14 protein-coding genes are annotated in these 14,485 nt (G+C 74.1%); 7 read left to right on the top strand and 7 right to left on the bottom strand.

The features are described from left to right. Positions 1 to 111: 111 nt before the first annotated feature. Complete coding sequence (locus ACK586_RS24430; protein WP_409333128.1) at positions 112 to 852, bottom strand: iron-containing redox enzyme family protein; 741 nt, start codon at positions 850 to 852, stop codon at positions 112 to 114. A gap of 233 nt (positions 853 to 1,085) precedes the next feature. Here ACK586_RS24430 and ACK586_RS24425 point away from each other — a divergent pair, with 233 nt between their 5' ends. Together ACK586_RS24425 and ACK586_RS24420 are read left to right on the top strand one after the other, a co-directional pair. Beyond that, positions 1,086 to 1,754, top strand: coding sequence for a YoaK family protein (locus ACK586_RS24425; RefSeq protein WP_409333127.1), 669 nt, complete (start codon positions 1,086 to 1,088; stop codon positions 1,752 to 1,754). A gap of 48 nt (positions 1,755 to 1,802) precedes the next feature. Beyond that, on the top strand, positions 1,803 to 1,973 hold the full coding sequence (locus ACK586_RS24420; protein WP_409333126.1) for a hypothetical protein: 171 nt from the start codon (positions 1,803 to 1,805) through the stop codon (positions 1,971 to 1,973). A gap of 28 nt (positions 1,974 to 2,001) precedes the next feature. Here the strand turns inward: ACK586_RS24420 and ACK586_RS24415 are convergent, their stop codons facing one another. From ACK586_RS24415 to ACK586_RS24405, 3 genes are all read right to left on the bottom strand, one after another. Further along, positions 2,002 to 2,838: an ABC transporter permease gene (locus ACK586_RS24415; RefSeq protein WP_409333125.1), complete on the bottom strand. Its 837-nt coding sequence runs from the start codon at positions 2,836 to 2,838 to the stop codon at positions 2,002 to 2,004. Beyond that, on the bottom strand, positions 2,835 to 3,836 hold the full coding sequence (locus ACK586_RS24410) for an ATP-binding cassette domain-containing protein (RefSeq protein ID WP_409333124.1): 1,002 nt from the start codon (positions 3,834 to 3,836) through the stop codon (positions 2,835 to 2,837). Before ACK586_RS24410 ends, ACK586_RS24415 begins: the two co-directional genes overlap by 4 nt. A gap of 165 nt (positions 3,837 to 4,001) precedes the next feature. Next, complete coding sequence (locus ACK586_RS24405) at positions 4,002 to 4,451, bottom strand: winged helix-turn-helix transcriptional regulator (RefSeq protein ID WP_409333123.1); 450 nt, start codon at positions 4,449 to 4,451, stop codon at positions 4,002 to 4,004. 150 nt (positions 4,452 to 4,601) lie between these two features. On the opposite strand from ACK586_RS24405, the gene ACK586_RS24400 reads away from it, so the two are divergent. The 4 genes from ACK586_RS24400 (at position 4,602) to ACK586_RS24385 (ending at position 8,961) form a co-directional block, all read left to right on the top strand. After that, positions 4,602 to 4,745, top strand: a complete 144-nt coding sequence (locus ACK586_RS24400; protein ID WP_409333122.1) for a hypothetical protein — start codon at positions 4,602 to 4,604, stop codon at positions 4,743 to 4,745. Positions 4,746 to 4,856: 111 nt separating this feature from the next. Beyond that, positions 4,857 to 5,663: an ABC transporter ATP-binding protein gene (locus ACK586_RS24395; protein ID WP_409333121.1), complete on the top strand. Its 807-nt coding sequence runs from the start codon at positions 4,857 to 4,859 to the stop codon at positions 5,661 to 5,663. 1 nt (position 5,664) lies between these two features. Beyond that, positions 5,665 to 8,205 carry an ABC transporter permease gene (locus tag ACK586_RS24390; protein ID WP_409333120.1) on the top strand — a complete coding sequence of 847 codons (2,541 nt, stop codon included), beginning with the start codon at positions 5,665 to 5,667 and terminating at the stop codon, positions 8,203 to 8,205. Positions 8,206 to 8,253: 48 nt separating this feature from the next. Then, positions 8,254 to 8,961, top strand: a complete 708-nt coding sequence (locus tag ACK586_RS24385; RefSeq protein ID WP_409333119.1) for a class I SAM-dependent methyltransferase — start codon at positions 8,254 to 8,256, stop codon at positions 8,959 to 8,961. Positions 8,962 to 8,983: 22 nt separating this feature from the next. Here the strand turns inward: ACK586_RS24385 and ACK586_RS24380 are convergent, their stop codons facing one another. Next, positions 8,984 to 10,090, bottom strand: coding sequence for an acetate/propionate family kinase (locus ACK586_RS24380; protein ID WP_409333118.1), 1,107 nt, complete (start codon positions 10,088 to 10,090; stop codon positions 8,984 to 8,986). Beyond that, positions 10,087 to 12,519, bottom strand: a complete 2,433-nt coding sequence (locus tag ACK586_RS24375; RefSeq protein ID WP_409333117.1) for a phosphoketolase family protein — start codon at positions 12,517 to 12,519, stop codon at positions 10,087 to 10,089. The genes ACK586_RS24380 and ACK586_RS24375 overlap by 4 nt, the downstream gene beginning before the upstream one ends. 259 nt (positions 12,520 to 12,778) lie before the next feature. Here ACK586_RS24375 and ACK586_RS24370 point away from each other — a divergent pair, with 259 nt between their 5' ends. Next, positions 12,779 to 13,033, top strand: coding sequence for a hypothetical protein (locus tag ACK586_RS24370; protein WP_409333116.1), 255 nt, complete (start codon positions 12,779 to 12,781; stop codon positions 13,031 to 13,033). Between the two features lie 3 nt (positions 13,034 to 13,036). Here the strand turns inward: ACK586_RS24370 and serA are convergent, their stop codons facing one another. Then, a complete protein-coding gene (gene serA, locus ACK586_RS24365) occupies positions 13,037 to 14,245 on the bottom strand; it encodes a phosphoglycerate dehydrogenase (protein WP_409333115.1) in 1,209 nt (402 codons plus the stop codon). Between the last annotated feature and the right edge of the window lie 240 nt (positions 14,246 to 14,485).

Raw genomic sequence — 14,485 nt, 5'->3', positions numbered from 1 at the left:
GGGGGGGGGGGGGGGGGGGTTTGTGGGGGGGGCGGGGGGGGGGCGCGGGGGGGGGGGGGGGGGGGGGGCCCCCCCGCCCCCCCCCCCCCCGCTCGTGGCCGATCGGTGAGGTCAGGCCTGCGCGGCCTCGAGGTCGGGCGCGACGTAGGAGTCGTACAGCGACTTCGTGTAGCTGAAGCGCATCTCGGCGCCCCAGCGGATGAACTGCAGGCAGCGCTGCTGCAGCTCGACGGTGTTGGCGTTCTCGAGCACGATCTGGAACCCGCGCTCGCCGTGCACGACGTCCGAGGTGATGTGCAGGTCGAAGAACTCGATCTCGTCCTCGGTGAAGCCGTAGGTCTCGCGCAGCGGGACGATCTGCTTCTTGTAGATGTCCGGGACCTGCGACTCGAGACCGACGACCAGCGCCGCGGTGGCGACCACGAAGTGCTCGCGCAGGGCGGTGGCGTAGCACCAGGCCTGCAGGCCGCGGGTCACCGCGTTGGCGTTGTTCGGGTCCTCGATCCGCTCGCGGGTGGTGCCGCACGCCTCGCCGAACCGGATGAGCAGGTCGGTGTGGCGGATGTCGGCCAGCTCCTCCTCGTACATGTTCTGGAGGAGGAAGTCCTTCGCCTCGGTGATGTGGTCCGGGGTGTTGGCGTAGACGATGCCCAGGTAGTCGGCGAACGGGCCGACGTACTGGTAGTGGTTCTCCGCCCAGCGGGCGAAGTGGTGGCGCTCCAGCTTGCCCTCGGCCCACGCCTTGCTGAACGACGCGTTCTTGGCCTCGCGGCCCTTGATCGCGTCCAGCATCGCGGCGCGGAACTCCTCGGGGCCGAGCAGCTCGGTGGTGGGAGCGAGCGTCTGGGTCATGGGATCCTCTTCTCGAACGGCTCCGGTCGGTGGCTTGCGTGACCAGTGTGACCTGTTCGCCGTGCCGCCGCTCACGGACAAGCTGCACAGGGATGGCGCCCGTCCATGGGCACTTCGACCAAGACACCCGATCGGCCGCCCGGGAGACTGCTGCCGTGTCCCGCTCGACCGCCACCACTCCCGCGGCCACCTCCGCGACCGCTGCGGCCCCGGCTCCGGAATCCTCCGGGCGCATGACGACCGGGCTGCGGCAGGGGCTGGTCGTCGTCCTCGCCGTCGTCAGCGGAGCCACCGACGCGATCGGCCTGCTCGCCCTGGGCGGCGCCTTCACCAGCGTGATGACGGGGAACCTGGTCATCCTCGGCGTGTCGGCGAGCACGGCCGAGGGCGCGCTGGCGATCGCCTCCGGCGGCGCCATCGTGGCCTTCTGCATCGGGGCGTGGGCCGGGGCCCGGCTCGCCGGGTCGGCGCGGCCGGGCGACTCCCTCTGGCCGCGCCCGGTGACGCTGGGGCTGGCGGTCGAGCTGGTCCTGCTGATCGGTTACGGCGTCGGGTGGTGGGTCACCGGCGGTGAGCCCGGACCGGTGCTCACCCAGGTGCTGCTGTTCACGCTGTCCTGCGCCATGGGCATCCAGAGCAGCACGGTGCAGCGCTTCGGCGTCAACGGGCTGTCGACCACCTACCTCACCGGCACCCTCACCACCGTCGTCATGAAGCTGGCGTCGGGCCGGGGCCTGCGCGAGGTGCGGGGCAGCCTGGAGATCCTCGCCGGGCTCGTGGCCGGCGCGGCCGCGGGTGCCGCCCTGCTCGAGCTGGCCCCGATGGCCGCCCCCGTGCTCCAGGTGGGCTGCCTGGCCGCGGTCCTGCTGATCGCGGTGGTGGCCACGCTCCGCCGCCGCTGACGCGCCCGACCGGGCGCGGGGAGGGCGCCGCGCTGGTTGACTGGGCCGATGGTGTCCCCGTTCCCCGAGCCCGGCCGGGAGATCGACCCGACCGAGCCGGTGCCCGACGACCCCGGCGAGCTCCTGCCCGATGCGCCCGAGCCGCTCCCGCCGCCGCCCATCGAGGCGACGCCGGAGGACCCCGGCGGGGATCCCGGCGGCGTGCCCGAACCGGCCTGACGGCCGGCCCGGGCCCGCGCGGGGGGGCTCAGCGGCTGCGGTACAGCCGCGTGGTGATCGGGAGGAACACCGCAGCCAGCGCGGCGGCCACCAGCAGGGAGACGAGGATCGCCCCGCCGTCGGGCTCGCCGGCCATGAGCGACCGGGACGCCGTCGACAGGATCGAGATCGGGTTGACGGCGACGAACGCCTCCAGCGGTCCGGGCAGCGTCGCCGGGTCGACGAAGACGTTGGAGAGGAACGTCAGCGGGAAGATCCCCATGAAGCCCGCGTTCATCACCGCGTTCGGCGAGCGCAGCAGCAGCCCGAGCACCGAGAACACCCAGGACAGCCCGAACGAGAAGACGACGACGAGCGCGAGCGCCGCCACCGCCCCGGCGACCCCGCCGTCGGGCCGGAAGCCCAGCGCGACGCCGACCACGATGATGACCGTGCCGGCGATGACGTACCGGACGCTGTCGCCGAGCAGCGAGCCCAGCAGGGGCGCCGGGCGCCAGATGGGCAGCGAGCGGAAGCGGTCGACGACGCCCTTGGTGAGGTCGGTGTTCAGCGAGACGCCCGAGTAGACGGTGGTGAACAGCACCGACATGACCAGCAGGCCGGGCAGCGTGTAGTCCAGGTAGGCGCTGGTCGAGCCGGCGATGGCACCGCCGAACAGGTACGTGAACATCAGCAGGAACATGACCGGCGTGACGGTCACGTCCAGCAGCTGCTCGGGCACGTGCTTGACCTTGAGCATGCCGCGCCAGCCGAAGGCCAGGCTCGTCGACAGCCGGCCGGGGCGGGCCGGCCGGGGACGGGCGGAGATGGCCCGCCGCACCGCCGCGGTGTCGGCGGCGCCGGGCGCGCGGGTGGTGGCGGTCACGACAGGTGCTCCTCGAGGGTGTCGGTGGCCCCGGCGAGCTCCCCAGCGGCGTCGTCGGCGGTGTGGCCGGTGAGCGCGAGGAAGACCTCGTCGAGGCTGGGTTGCTGCAGGGAGAAGTGCGCCAGCGGGATGCCGGCCCGGGCCAGCTCGGCGACCGCGATCGCCGCCCGCCCGGCGTCGGCCCCGGTCGCCGACAGCGCGGCCGGCTCGGGCTCCAGCACGACCGGTCCCACCGCGCGCTCGAGCAGCTCGGCCGCCGCGGCGCGCCGGGCCGGGTCGAGCAGCCGCACGTGCAGCGACCCGGTGCCGACCGACGCCTTGAGGTGCCCCGGCGTGCCCTCGGCGATGACCCTGCCCCGGTCGATGACCGCGATGCCGTCGGCCAGCTGGTCGGCCTCCTCCAGGTACTGGGTGCAGAGCAGGATCGTCGTCCCCTCGGCGACGAGGGCCCGGACGATCTCCCAGACCTGGTTGCGCGAGCGCGGGTCCAGCCCCGTGGTGGGCTCGTCGAGGAACATCAGCCGCGGGGTGACGACGATGCTGGCGGCGATGTCCAGCCGGCGCCGCATGCCGCCCGAGTAGTGCTTGACCAGCCGGCCGGCGGCCTCGGCGATGTCGAAGGCCTCGAGCAGCTCGTCGGCCCGGGACCGGGCCTCGGCCCGCGAGCAGCCCAGCAGCCGGCCGAGCAGCACGAGGTTCTCCCGGCCGGTCAGCTCCTCGTCGACCGAGGCCAGCTGGCCGGTCAGGCTGACCAGCTCCCGGACCGCGTCGGCCTCGGCGACGATGTCGTGCCCGAGGACCCGGGCGCTGCCGGAGTCCGGGCGGATCAGCGTGGCGAGCATCCGGATCGTCGTCGTCTTGCCGGCGCCGTTGGGGCCGAGCACCCCGTAGATGGATCCGGCCGGGACGGCGAGGTCGACGCCGTCGACGGCGCGCTTCTCGCCGAACGACTTGCCGAGCCCGCTCGCCTCGATCGCGAGGGGTGTCTGGACGGTCATCGGGTTCCTCACCTCGGCGGTGCTGCGGCAGCGGTGCTGCGCGAGCTGATCTGCGGGGTTCGACCGACTGTCCGCCGGGAAGTCATCGGACGCGAGCGACTTTCCGGCGGGGCAGCGGTGCTGCCGACAGCCTGGGGCCTCGAGCGGACTCGAGGTCAACCGCCGTCAGCCGCGCGGCACCGGGTGCACGTCGCGGGCGGTCCCGAGCGCGTGCCCGTCCGCGCAGGTGAGGGTCAGCCGCACCGGCGCCCCGCAGTCGCGGTGGCGCAACTCCATCGGCCCACCGGCGTCGCCGGCGAGGTGGCGGTCCCCCCACTCCATCAGCGCCACCAGGGCCGGGTAGAGGTCGACGCCCTTGCTCGTCAGCCGGTACTCGTGGCGCTGCCGCTCCCCCTCCGCGCGGTAGGGGACCCGCCGCAGGATCCCCGCGTCGACCAGGCGCGCCAGCCGGTCGGTGAGCACCGCGCGGGGAGCGCCCAGGTTGCGCTGGAGGTCGGCGAAGCGGCGGACCCCGAGGAATGCCTCCCGGAGCACCAGCAGGCTCCACTTCTCCCCCACGACGGCGAGCGTGCCGGCCACGGAGCACCGGGACCGGTCCAGCGGGGACTCGCTCATGGTTCGAGCATACGTCTCTGAGTTCACTTGACGAACTCATGTCCCGGGGAGCAGAGTTCGGAGAGCGAACTCAGGGCCTCTGCCGGAGCGACGTCCCGGCCGGCTCTCCGCACCGGTCCGGGTGGCCGGACGACCCGAGAGGACCCCGCGATGACCCGCCTCCGTTCCGCCCTGGTCCGCGCCCGCGACCGCCGCGGGCACCTGCGCGAGGAGCGCGCCCTCCAGCAGGCGCTCGCCGGCGCCCCCACCGTCGAGTCGGCCCACGAGATCGCCACCCTCGCCACCCGGCGCTGACCCGGGTCCGGGACCACCGACCCCGCCGGCCCGCGGAAAGTCCCTACCGGCTCGCCGCGCGCTGTCCCTACTCTCGCGGCCGGACCGAGGACCCCGCCCCGAGGAGATGCCGTGAGCACCGCCGCGCCCACCGACAGCCCGCCGCCGGCCGGAGCGGCGGCCTCGGGCCGCTCCCTCACCAAGGTCTACGGCGAGGGCGACACCCGGGTGGTGGCGCTCGACGGCATCGACGTGGACTTCGAGCGCGGCCGCTTCACCGCGATCATGGGCCCGTCCGGGTCGGGGAAGTCGACGCTCATGCACTGCATGGCGGGCCTGGACTCGGTGACCGGCGGGCGGGCCTTCATCGGTGACGTGGACCTGACCGCGCTCGACGACAAGCGGCTCACCGTCCTGCGCCGGGACCGGGTCGGCTTCGTCTTCCAGGCGTTCAACCTGCTGCCGACGCTCACCGCGCTGGAGAACATCACGCTGCCGATGGACATCGCCGGCCGCCGCCCCGACCCCGAGTGGCTGGACACGGTCATCGACACCATCGGGCTGCGACCCCGGCTGGCCCACCGGCCGAGCGAGCTGTCCGGAGGGCAGCAGCAGCGCGTCGCGTGCGCCCGGGCGCTCGCCGGCCGCCCGGAGATCGTCTTCGCCGACGAGCCGACCGGGAACCTGGACTCGCGCAGCGGCGCCGACGTCCTGGACTTCCTGCGCCGCTCGGTGCGCGACATGGGCCAGACCGTGGTCATGGTGACCCACGACCCGCGCGCCGCCGGCTACGCCGACCGGGTCCTGTTCCTCGCCGACGGCCGGATCGTCGACGAGATGCTCGAGCCGACCGCCGACCGGGTGCTCGAGCGGATGAAGGCCTTCGACCTCGAGACCGCGCCCGCGGCGACCGGCGAGCCGACGGCGGGGTCGCGCTGACATGTGGCACACCACCTGGCGCAACCTCCAGGCACACAAGCTGCGCCTGGCGATGTCGGGGCTGGCCATCGTGCTCGGTGTCGCCTTCGTCGCCGGCACGCTGATCTTCACCGACACCCTGAGCAGGACCTTCAACGACCTCTTCCGCAGCACCGCCGCCGACGTCAACGTCACGCGGGCCGCGGCCTTCGACCAGGGGCTGGAGGGGTCCGGCACCGGGCCCGGCTCCTACGTGCCGGCCTCGCTGGTCGACGAGATCGCCACCGTCGACGGCGTCGCGGCCGTGGAGGGCAACGTGCAGGCCGAGGGCGTCTACATCCTCGACCGGGACGGGGAGGTGCTCGACACCGGCGGGGCGCCGGGGATCGGCATCAGCTGGGACACCGAGGAGTCGCTGTCCCCGACGACGCTCGTCGACGGGCGGCCGGCCACCGGTCCCGGCGAGGTGATGATCGACACCAACTCGGCCGAGAAGACCGGCTACCGGGTCGGCGACACCGTTACCGTGCTCACCCCCGGACCCCGGATCGAGGCCGAGCTCGTCGGCACCTTCCGGTTCGGGGAGTCCGGCGGCCTGGCCGGCGCCTCGCTGACGGCCTTCGACGCCGGGACAGCCCAGGAGCTGCTCACCGCGCCCGGCCAGTTCACCGGCATCGGCGTCGCGGCGGCCGACGGCGTCGAGCCCGGCGAGCTCGCCGACCGGGTGGCGGGCGCCGTCGGCCCGGACTACCAGGTGCGGACGGCGACCGAGCAGGCCGACGACTTCGCCGCGGACTTCTCCCAGGCGCTGCAGTTCATCAACGTCTTCCTGCTGGTCTTCGCGGGCGTCGCGCTGTTCGTCGGCACCTTCATCATCCTCAACACCTTCTCCATGCTGGTGGCCCAGCGCACCCAGGAACTGGCCCTGCTGCGGGCGCTCGGCGCGACGTCGGGTCAGGTGACCCGGTCGGTCCTGGCCGAGGCGCTGGCGGTGGGCGTCGTCGGCTCGACGATCGGGGTGCTGGCCGGCTACGGCGTCGCCGCCGGGCTGCGTGCGCTGTTCGGCGCGTTCGGCCTCACCCTCGACGGCGCCCTCGTGTTCGCCGCGGAGACGGTCCTGTGGTGCTACGCCGTCGGCGTCCTGGTGACCCTGGTCGCCGCCTACGTGCCGGCGCGGCGCGCAGCGCGCACGCCGCCGGTCGCGGCGATGCGCGACGACGTCGTCACCGTGCACCGCGGCCTGCGCCGGCGCACCGCGGTCGGCGCGGTGCTGGCCGTCGCCGGCGGCGCGGCGCTGGTCGCCGGGGCGCTCGCCGAGGACGGCGGCACCGGGGCCTCGCTCGTCGGCCTCGGCGCCCTCGCGCTGATCCTCGGGGCCACCGCGCTGAGCCCGGTGCTCGCCAGGCCCTTCCTGCGCAGCGTCGGCGCGGTGCTGCCGCGGCTCTGGGGCACGACCGGGCGCCTCGCGCAGGAGAACGCCGTCCGCAACCCACGGCGGACCGCCGCGACCGCCTCGGCGCTCATGATCGGCCTCGCCCTGGTCAGCGCCTTCAGCGTGATCGGGGCGTCGACCAACAGGAGCATCGACGCGCTGATCGCCGGCTCGGTGCGGGCCGAGTTCGTCGTCTCCAGCGCCGTCGGGGCCCCCTTCAGCCCCGACGTCCAGGCGCAGCTGGCCGACGTCGACGGCGTCGACCGGGTCATGCCGATGCGCTGGGGCCAGATCCAGCTCGACGGCGACGCGACCTTCGTGAGCGCCGTCGACCCCGCCGGGCTCGACCAGAGCATCGAGCTGACCTGGGCGAGCGGTTCCGCCGACGGCCTGGCCGACGGCGGGGTGATCGTCGACGAGGCGACCGCGACCTCGCGGGGCTGGTCCGTCGGCGACCGCGTGGCCGGGGTGGGCATCGACGGCCGGCAGCTGGACCTCGCCGTCAGCGGGGTCTTCGAGTCCAACCAGGTCGTCGGGTCCACCGTCGTCTCCCTGGACACCCTGGCGGCCGCCGGCGCGCCGGTCCTCGACCGGTTCCTCTACGTCGGCCTCGCCGACGGCGTCGCGGCGGCCGACGTCCGGCCGGCGCTGGAGCAGGTGCTGGCGCCGTACCCGGTCGTCGACCTCAAGGACCGGGCGGAGTTCTCCGAGGAGCAGAAGGGGCAGATCGACCAGCTGCTGCTGCTGATCAACGCCATGCTGGTGCTGTCGGTGGTCATCGCGGCCCTGGGCATCGTGAACACGCTCGCCATGTCGGTCATCGAGCGGACCCGCGAGATCGGGCTGCTGCGTGCCGTCGGCCTCGGCCGCACCCAGCTGCGCCGGATGATCCGGCTGGAGGCGGTGGTCATCTCCGTCTACGGCGCCGCGCTGGGGCTGGTCCTCGGCACCCTCTTCGGGGTCGCGCTGAGCCGGTCGCTGGCCGGCCAGGGCATCACCGAGCTGTCGGTGCCGCTGCCGCGGATGGCGGTGTTCCTCCTCGTCGCCGCCGTCATCGGGGTGCTGGCCGCCGTCGGCCCCGCGCGCCGGGCGGCCCGGCTCCAGGTCCTGGACGCCATCGCGCGGGCCTGACCGTCCGCGCGACGTGCGCCCGGACCGCACCGTGCCTACGCTCGGCAGGTGGCACTGCCCCAGCGCCAGACCGTCCAGCGGACTGCGAGCTCCCGGTCCTTCGCAGGCCACTCGATCCACGCCGCCCCCGGGGTGCACGAGCACGCCGTGGCGCTGGTCCAGGCCGCCCTCCCCGAGGGCGGTCGTGTCCTGGAGGTCGGCGCCGGGTGCGGCGCGCTGACCCTGCGGCTGCGGCAGGCCGGCTTCGACGTGGTGCCGACCGACCTCGATCCACCCCACGACTGGATCGCCCGCCTGGACCTCGACCGCCCCGAGTGGACCGACGCGACGCGCGGGCCCTTCGACATGGTGCTGTGCGTCGAGACGCTGGAGCACGTCGAGAACCCGCGGCAGGTCCTCCGCACGATCCGGTCCCTGCTGCGGAGAGGGGACCGGATCCTGGTCAGCACCCCGAACATCACCCATCCGCACTCACGGCTGAAGATGCTGCTCAGGGGCGCCCCGTACATCTTCGGACCCACGCACTACTACCAGCCGGGGCACATCACGATCCTGCCGGACTGGATGCTCACCGAGCACGTGCGCCAGGCCGGGTTCGACGACATCCGGGTGAGCACGGCGGGCGACACCGACTACTCCGGTCCGCGGCGCCTGCTCCACCGCGTCGAGACCCTCGTCCTGCGGGCGGTCGGCCTGCGGCACCGGGCCGACGCGGGCGAGGGGATCTGCGTGTTCGTCACCGCGTCGGCGGCCTGACCGCTTCCGCGCCGTCCCTCGTTCAGCCGGCCGGGTCCAGCACCGCCAGGACCTGGCGGCGGATCTCCAGGTCCTCCCGCGCGGTCACCACCACGGTCCGCACGGCCGCCCCCGGTGCGCCGATGTCCGCGTCGCCGGTGGCCGTCCGGTTCGCGGCCGCGTCGACGGCGACGCCGAGGTGGGCCAGGCCCTCCCCGAGCGCCTCCCGCACCTGCCACGCGTGCTCCCCCACCCCGCCGGTCAGCACGAGCAGGTCCAGCCCGGCGGTGGCCGCCGTCATCGCCGCCGCCTCCCGGACGAGGCGGTGCAGGTAGACGTCGAGGGCCAGGGCGCAGTCCGGGTCGCCGCGGTCCCGGCCGGCCAGCACCTCCCGCAGGTCCCCCGATGTACCCGACAGCCCTCTGAGCCCGGCGGAGTGCTCGAGGACGTCGCCGAGCTCGGCCAGGGGCACGCCACCGTGCCGGAGCAGCCACAGCAGCAGGCCCGGGTCGAGGGTGCCGGGACGGGTGTTCATCACGAGCCCGGCCAGCGGCGTGAACCCCATCGTGGTGTCCACCGAGCGGCCGTTCCGGACCGCCGCCAGCGAGGCGCCGGCGCCGAGGTGGCAGGTGACGATCCGCAGGTCCTCCGGCCTCCCGCCGGCCAGCTCGGCCCCGCGCCGGGCCGCGTACGCGTGCGACAGCCCGTGGAAGCCGTAACGGCGCAGCCCCCACCGCCGGTTCCACTCCGCCGGCACCGCGTAGGTGCCGGCGGCGGGCGGGAGCGTGGCGTGGAAGGCGGTGTCGAAGCAGGCCACCGCCGGCACCCCGCCGAGCAGGTCGCGCGCGGCGGCGATCCCGGCCAGCGCCCGTGGCTGGTGCAGCGGCGCGAGGTGGGTGACCGAGCCGAGGTCGGCCAGCAGCTCGTCGTCGACCAGCGCGGGCGCGGAGGGCCGCGGGCCACCGTGCACCACCCGGTGCCCGACCGCGTCGACCGGACCGCACCGGTCCAGGAAGGCGGCCAGCGGAGCCAGGTCGTCCGCGCCGGCCCAGCGCTCCACGGTGGTGGCCGCGGCGGCGCCGTCGTCGGCGCCGTCGAGGACGGCGAGCTTGAGGCTGCTGGAGCCCGCGTTGACGACGAGGAGCCTCATGCCTGCGGTTCCACCAGCGGCCCGGGCGGGTCCGTCCGCGGGCCCGCGGCGCCGGACCACTGCCAGTCGCGGATCTCCGGCATGTCGATGCCGTGGACGCGCACGTACTGCCGGTGCTCGATCAGCTTCCCGAGGAACGCCTCCCGGGCGTGCGCGGCCCGCCCGCGCAGCCGCGGCACGCGGTCGAGGGCGAGGATCGCGAGGTTGAACCGGTCGATGCGGTTCATCACGCAGATGTCGAACGGCGTGGTCGTCGTCCCCTCCTCCACGTAGCCCCGGACGTGCACGTTGTGGTGGTTGGTGCGCCGGTAGGTCAGCCGGTGGATCAGCCAGGGGTAGCCGTGGTAGGCGAAGACCACCGGCTTGTCCCGGGTGAACAGCGAGTCGAAGGCGGCCGCGGACAGCCCGTGCGGGTGCTCGCCGCCGTCCTGCAGCCGCATCAGGTCGACGACGTTCACCACCCGGATCCGCAGGTCGGGGAACCAGCCGCGCAGGAGCTCCACCGCCGCGAGGGTCTCCATCGTCGGCACGTCGCCGGCGCACGCCATCACGACGTCGGGCTCCTCCCCCGCGTCGGTGCTCGCCCAGTCCCAGATGCCGATGCCCTTGATGGCGTGCACGACCGCCGCGTCCATGTCCAGGTACTGCAGGGCCGGCTGCTTGCCCGCGACGATGACGTTCACGTACTGCCGGCTGCGCAGGCAGTGGTCGGCCACCGACAGCAGCGTGTTGGCGTCCGGCGGGAGGTAGACGCGGATGACGTCGGCCTTCTTGTTCACCACGTGGTCGATGAAGCCGGGGTCCTGGTGGGAGAAGCCGTTGTGGTCCTGCCGCCACACGTGCGACGTGAGCAGGTAGTTCAGCGAGGCGATCGGCTGCCGCCAGGGGATCCCGTTCGTCGTCTTCAGCCACTTGGCGTGCTGGTTCACCATCGAGTCGACGATGTGCACGAAGGCCTCGTAGCAGGAGAAGAAGCCGTGCCGGCCGGTGAGGAGGTACCCCTCCAGCCAGCCCTGGCAGGTGTGCTCGGACAGGATCTCCATGACCCGGCCGTCCGGTGCGAGGTGGTCGTCGTCGGGCAGCCGCTCGGCCATCCACGTGCGGTCGGTGACCTCGAGCACCGCGCCGAGCCGGTTGGAGTTGTTCTCGTCCGGGGCGAAGACGCGGAACGTCGTCATGTTCCGGCGCATCACCTCGCGCAGGAACCCGCCGAGCACCCGGGTGGCCTCCACCGCGCCGGTGCCCGGTGCCGGGACGTCGACCGCGCAGTCGCGGAAGTCCGGCATGCGCAGCGGCTCCAGCAGCGTGCCGCCGTTGGCGTGCGGGTTCGCGCTCATCCGCCGGCTGCCGGCCGGGTGCAGGTCGCGGACGGCGGGCACGGGCGCCCCGTCGGCGTCGAAGAGCTCCTCGGGCCGGTAGCTGCGCAGCCACTCCTCGAGGACCCGCCGGTGTCCCTCGTCGTCGCGGGCGTTGCTGAACGGCACCTGGTGGGAGCGCCACGACCCCTCGACGCGCAGGCCGTCGACCTCGGCCGGGCCGGTCCAGCCCTTGGGTGAGCGGAGCACGATCATCGGCCAGCGGGGCCGCTCGGTCACCCCCTCCTCGCGGGCCCGGCGCTGGATCCCGGCGATCTCGTCCAGGCAGTGGTCGAGGGTCGCGGCGAGCGCCTGGTGCATCTGCGCGGGGTCCGAGCCCTCCACCACGTACGGCGTGTGCCCGTACCCGCGCATGAGGTCGGCCAGCTCGTCCCGGCCGATCCGGGCGAGGACGGTCGGGTTGGCGATCTTGTAGCCGTTGAGGTGCAGGATCGGCAGGACCGCGCCGTCGCGGGCGGGGTCGACGAACTTGGTGGAGTGCCAGCTGGTGGCCAGCGGCCCGGTCTCCGCCTCGCCGTCCCCGATGACCGCGGCCACGACGAGGTCGGGGTTGTCGAAGGCGGCGCCGTAGGCGTGGGACAGCGCGTAGCCCAGCTCGCCGCCCTCGTGGATCGACCCCGGAGTCTCCGGGGCGACGTGGCTGGGGATGCCGCCGGGGAAGGAGAACTGGGTGAACAGCCGCCGCAGCCCGGCCTCGTCCCGGGAGACCTCCGGGTAGACCTCGCTGTAGGTCCCCTCCAGCCAGGCGGCCGCGACCGGCCCCGGCCCGCCGTGGCCCGGGCCCATCACGTAGATCATGTCGAGGTCCCGGGCGCTGATGACCCGGTTGAGGTGGGCGTACAGGAAGTTGAGGCCCGGCGTGGTGCCCCAGTGCCCCAGCAGGCGGGGCTTGACGTGCTCGGGGCGCAGCGGCTCCCGCAGCAGCGGGTTGCCCATCAGGTAGATCTGCCCGACCGACAGGTAGTTGGCGGCCCGCCACCAGGCGTCGACGGCCCGCAGCTGCGCCTCGTCCAGCGGCCGCGCGGTGGTCGGTGGCTGCTCGGTCGTGGTCATCGGCTCTCCTCGGTCGTCGCGGGTCCCGACCCCGATCCCAGCGATCCGCCCGCCGGGGGGCAAGACGCGCCCGCGTCCGTCTCCGCGACCGACATCCGGTGGTCGCCCGGCCGTCGCCCGGTCCTCGCCCGGTCCTCGCCCGGTCCTCGTGGCCCTGCCAGCCACCTGCAACAGCGCTGCAAGCGGCCGGCGCCACGGTGTCCCCGCAAGGCCCACCGCGGGCCGCTCCGAGTCCGGCGACACCCGTCAGGAGAGACCGATGACCGCCTCGACCCTTCCCGCCCCCGCCCCCGCCCCCGCCGCGTCCGGCCGTCCGACCTCCGCCGTCCCCGCCGGCACGCGACCGGCCCGGGCGAGCACCGAGGGGCCGCTGCAGCGGCTGCGTGCCCGCCTCGCCCGCCACCGGGAGTGGCGGCGGTCGCTGCGCGACGAGCGGGCCCGGCAGCACGCCGTCGCCTCCGCGCCGACTGCCGCAACGGCACGGGAGCTCGCGGCGCTGTCGATGCGCCGCTGACCGTCAGCGCGGGGTGGGCCCGGGGGTCACCAGCCGGATGGTCTCGGGGAACTCCTGGAGCGCGGCGACCAGCCGCGGCGGGAGCGGCGCGTTGACGTCGGTCACGACGTAACCGAGCTCGCCCCGGGTGCCGAGCACCTGGCCGTCGACGTTGAGACCGTGCTCGCCGACCAGCGCGTCGATGCGCGCGAGCACCCCGGGCACGTTGCGGTGCAGCAGCGAGAAGCGCGCCGCGGAGGAGCCGTGCAGGACCACCGACGGCAGGTTGACGCTCAGCGTCGTCGTCCCGGTGGCGGTGTAGTCGACGAGCTTGCCGGCGACGAAGCGGCCGATGTCGTGCTGGGCCTCCTGCGTCGAGCCGCCGACGTGCGGCGTCAGGATCACGTTGGGCAGCCCGCGCAGCACCGAGTCGAAGGCGTCGCCCTGCTCGCGCGGCTCGTCGGGGAACACGTCGACCGCGGCGCCGGCGATGTGACCGGAGAGGATGTGCTCGCGCAGCGCCTCGTGGTCGACGACGAAGCCGCGGGAGAGGTTGAGGAACAGGCTGCGCCGGCGCATCTTCGCGAACTGCTCGGCGCCGAACAGGCCCGCGTTCCCGGCCCGCCCGTCGACGTGCAGGGTCACCGCCTCCGCGCGCTCGAGCAGCTCGTCGAGGCTGTCGCAGCGCTCCGCGTTGCCCAGCGCCAGCTTGTCCTCGAGGTCGTAGAAGAGCACGCGCATGCCCAGGGCCTCGGCGAGCACCGACAGCTGGCTGCCGATGTTGCCGTAGCCGACGATGCCCAGGGTGCGGCCGCGCACCTCGTGGCTGCCCTTGGCCGACTTGTCCCAGCTGCCCTCGTGCAGGGAGCGGTCCCGGTCGACCAGCCGCCGGGCCAGCGCGATGATCTCGGCGACCGCCAGCTCGACGACGCTGCGGGTGTTGGAGTACGGCGCGTTGAACACCGCCACACCCCCAGCGGCGGCCGCGGCGAGGTCGATCTGGTTGGTGCCGATGCAGAAGGCGCCCACCGCCGACAGGTCGGGGCGCCGGCGCAGCACCTCCGCGGTCACCTGCGTCTTGGAGCGGATGCCGAGCACGTCGACACCCTCGAGCGCGTCGGCCAGGTCGGCCTCGTCCAGTGCCCCGCGCAGCGACTCGACCTCGTACCCGGCCGAGCCGAGCAGGTCGGCCGCCACCGGGTCGATGTTCTCCAGCAGCAGGGCTCTCGGCACCCGACCAGTATCCCCGAGCGGGGCCGGCGCCCCGCCCCCGCCCCGTCACCGCCCCGCGACCGCGCTCAGGCGGTGCGTGCCTTCTGCCGCAGGTCGTACAGCTTCCGCCACTCGTGCTTGCTGCGGATGGTGGTGTCGACGTCCGGGCTCAGCGCGCGCAGGGCGCCGACGGTGGCGTCGGCCCGGGCGATGTGCTGGAACGGGTCGAGGCCGAAGAACCGGGTGGTGTTCTCCCAGAGG

Source organism: Trujillonella humicola (assembly GCF_046233715.1).
Lineage (GTDB): Bacteria > Actinomycetota > Actinomycetes > Mycobacteriales > Geodermatophilaceae > Trujillonella > Trujillonella humicola.
Note: the sequence above shows the minus strand (reverse complement) of the source record. Positions and strands in the feature narration are given on the sequence as shown.

What these genes read in the sequence shown, in the direction of transcription:
- ACK586_RS24430 (WP_409333128.1), bottom strand. Translation starts at nt 852, where the DNA reads ATGACCCAGACGCTCGCTCCCACCACCGAGCTGCTCGGCCCCGAGGAG.
- ACK586_RS24425 (WP_409333127.1), top strand. Translation starts at nt 1,086, where the DNA reads ATGACGACCGGGCTGCGGCAGGGGCTGGTCGTCGTCCTCGCCGTCGTC.
- ACK586_RS24420 (WP_409333126.1), top strand. Translation starts at nt 1,803, where the DNA reads ATGGTGTCCCCGTTCCCCGAGCCCGGCCGGGAGATCGACCCGACCGAG.
- ACK586_RS24410 (WP_409333124.1), bottom strand. Translation starts at nt 3,836, where the DNA reads ATGACCGTCCAGACACCCCTCGCGATCGAGGCGAGCGGGCTCGGCAAG.
- ACK586_RS24405 (WP_409333123.1), bottom strand. Translation starts at nt 4,451, where the DNA reads ATGAGCGAGTCCCCGCTGGACCGGTCCCGGTGCTCCGTGGCCGGCACG.
- ACK586_RS24400 (WP_409333122.1), top strand. Translation starts at nt 4,602, where the DNA reads ATGACCCGCCTCCGTTCCGCCCTGGTCCGCGCCCGCGACCGCCGCGGG.
- ACK586_RS24390 (WP_409333120.1), top strand. Translation starts at nt 5,665, where the DNA reads ATGTGGCACACCACCTGGCGCAACCTCCAGGCACACAAGCTGCGCCTG.
- ACK586_RS24380 (WP_409333118.1), bottom strand. Translation starts at nt 10,090, where the DNA reads ATGAGGCTCCTCGTCGTCAACGCGGGCTCCAGCAGCCTCAAGCTCGCC.
- ACK586_RS24375 (WP_409333117.1), bottom strand. Translation starts at nt 12,519, where the DNA reads ATGACCACGACCGAGCAGCCACCGACCACCGCGCGGCCGCTGGACGAG.
- ACK586_RS24370 (WP_409333116.1), top strand. Translation starts at nt 12,779, where the DNA reads ATGACCGCCTCGACCCTTCCCGCCCCCGCCCCCGCCCCCGCCGCGTCC.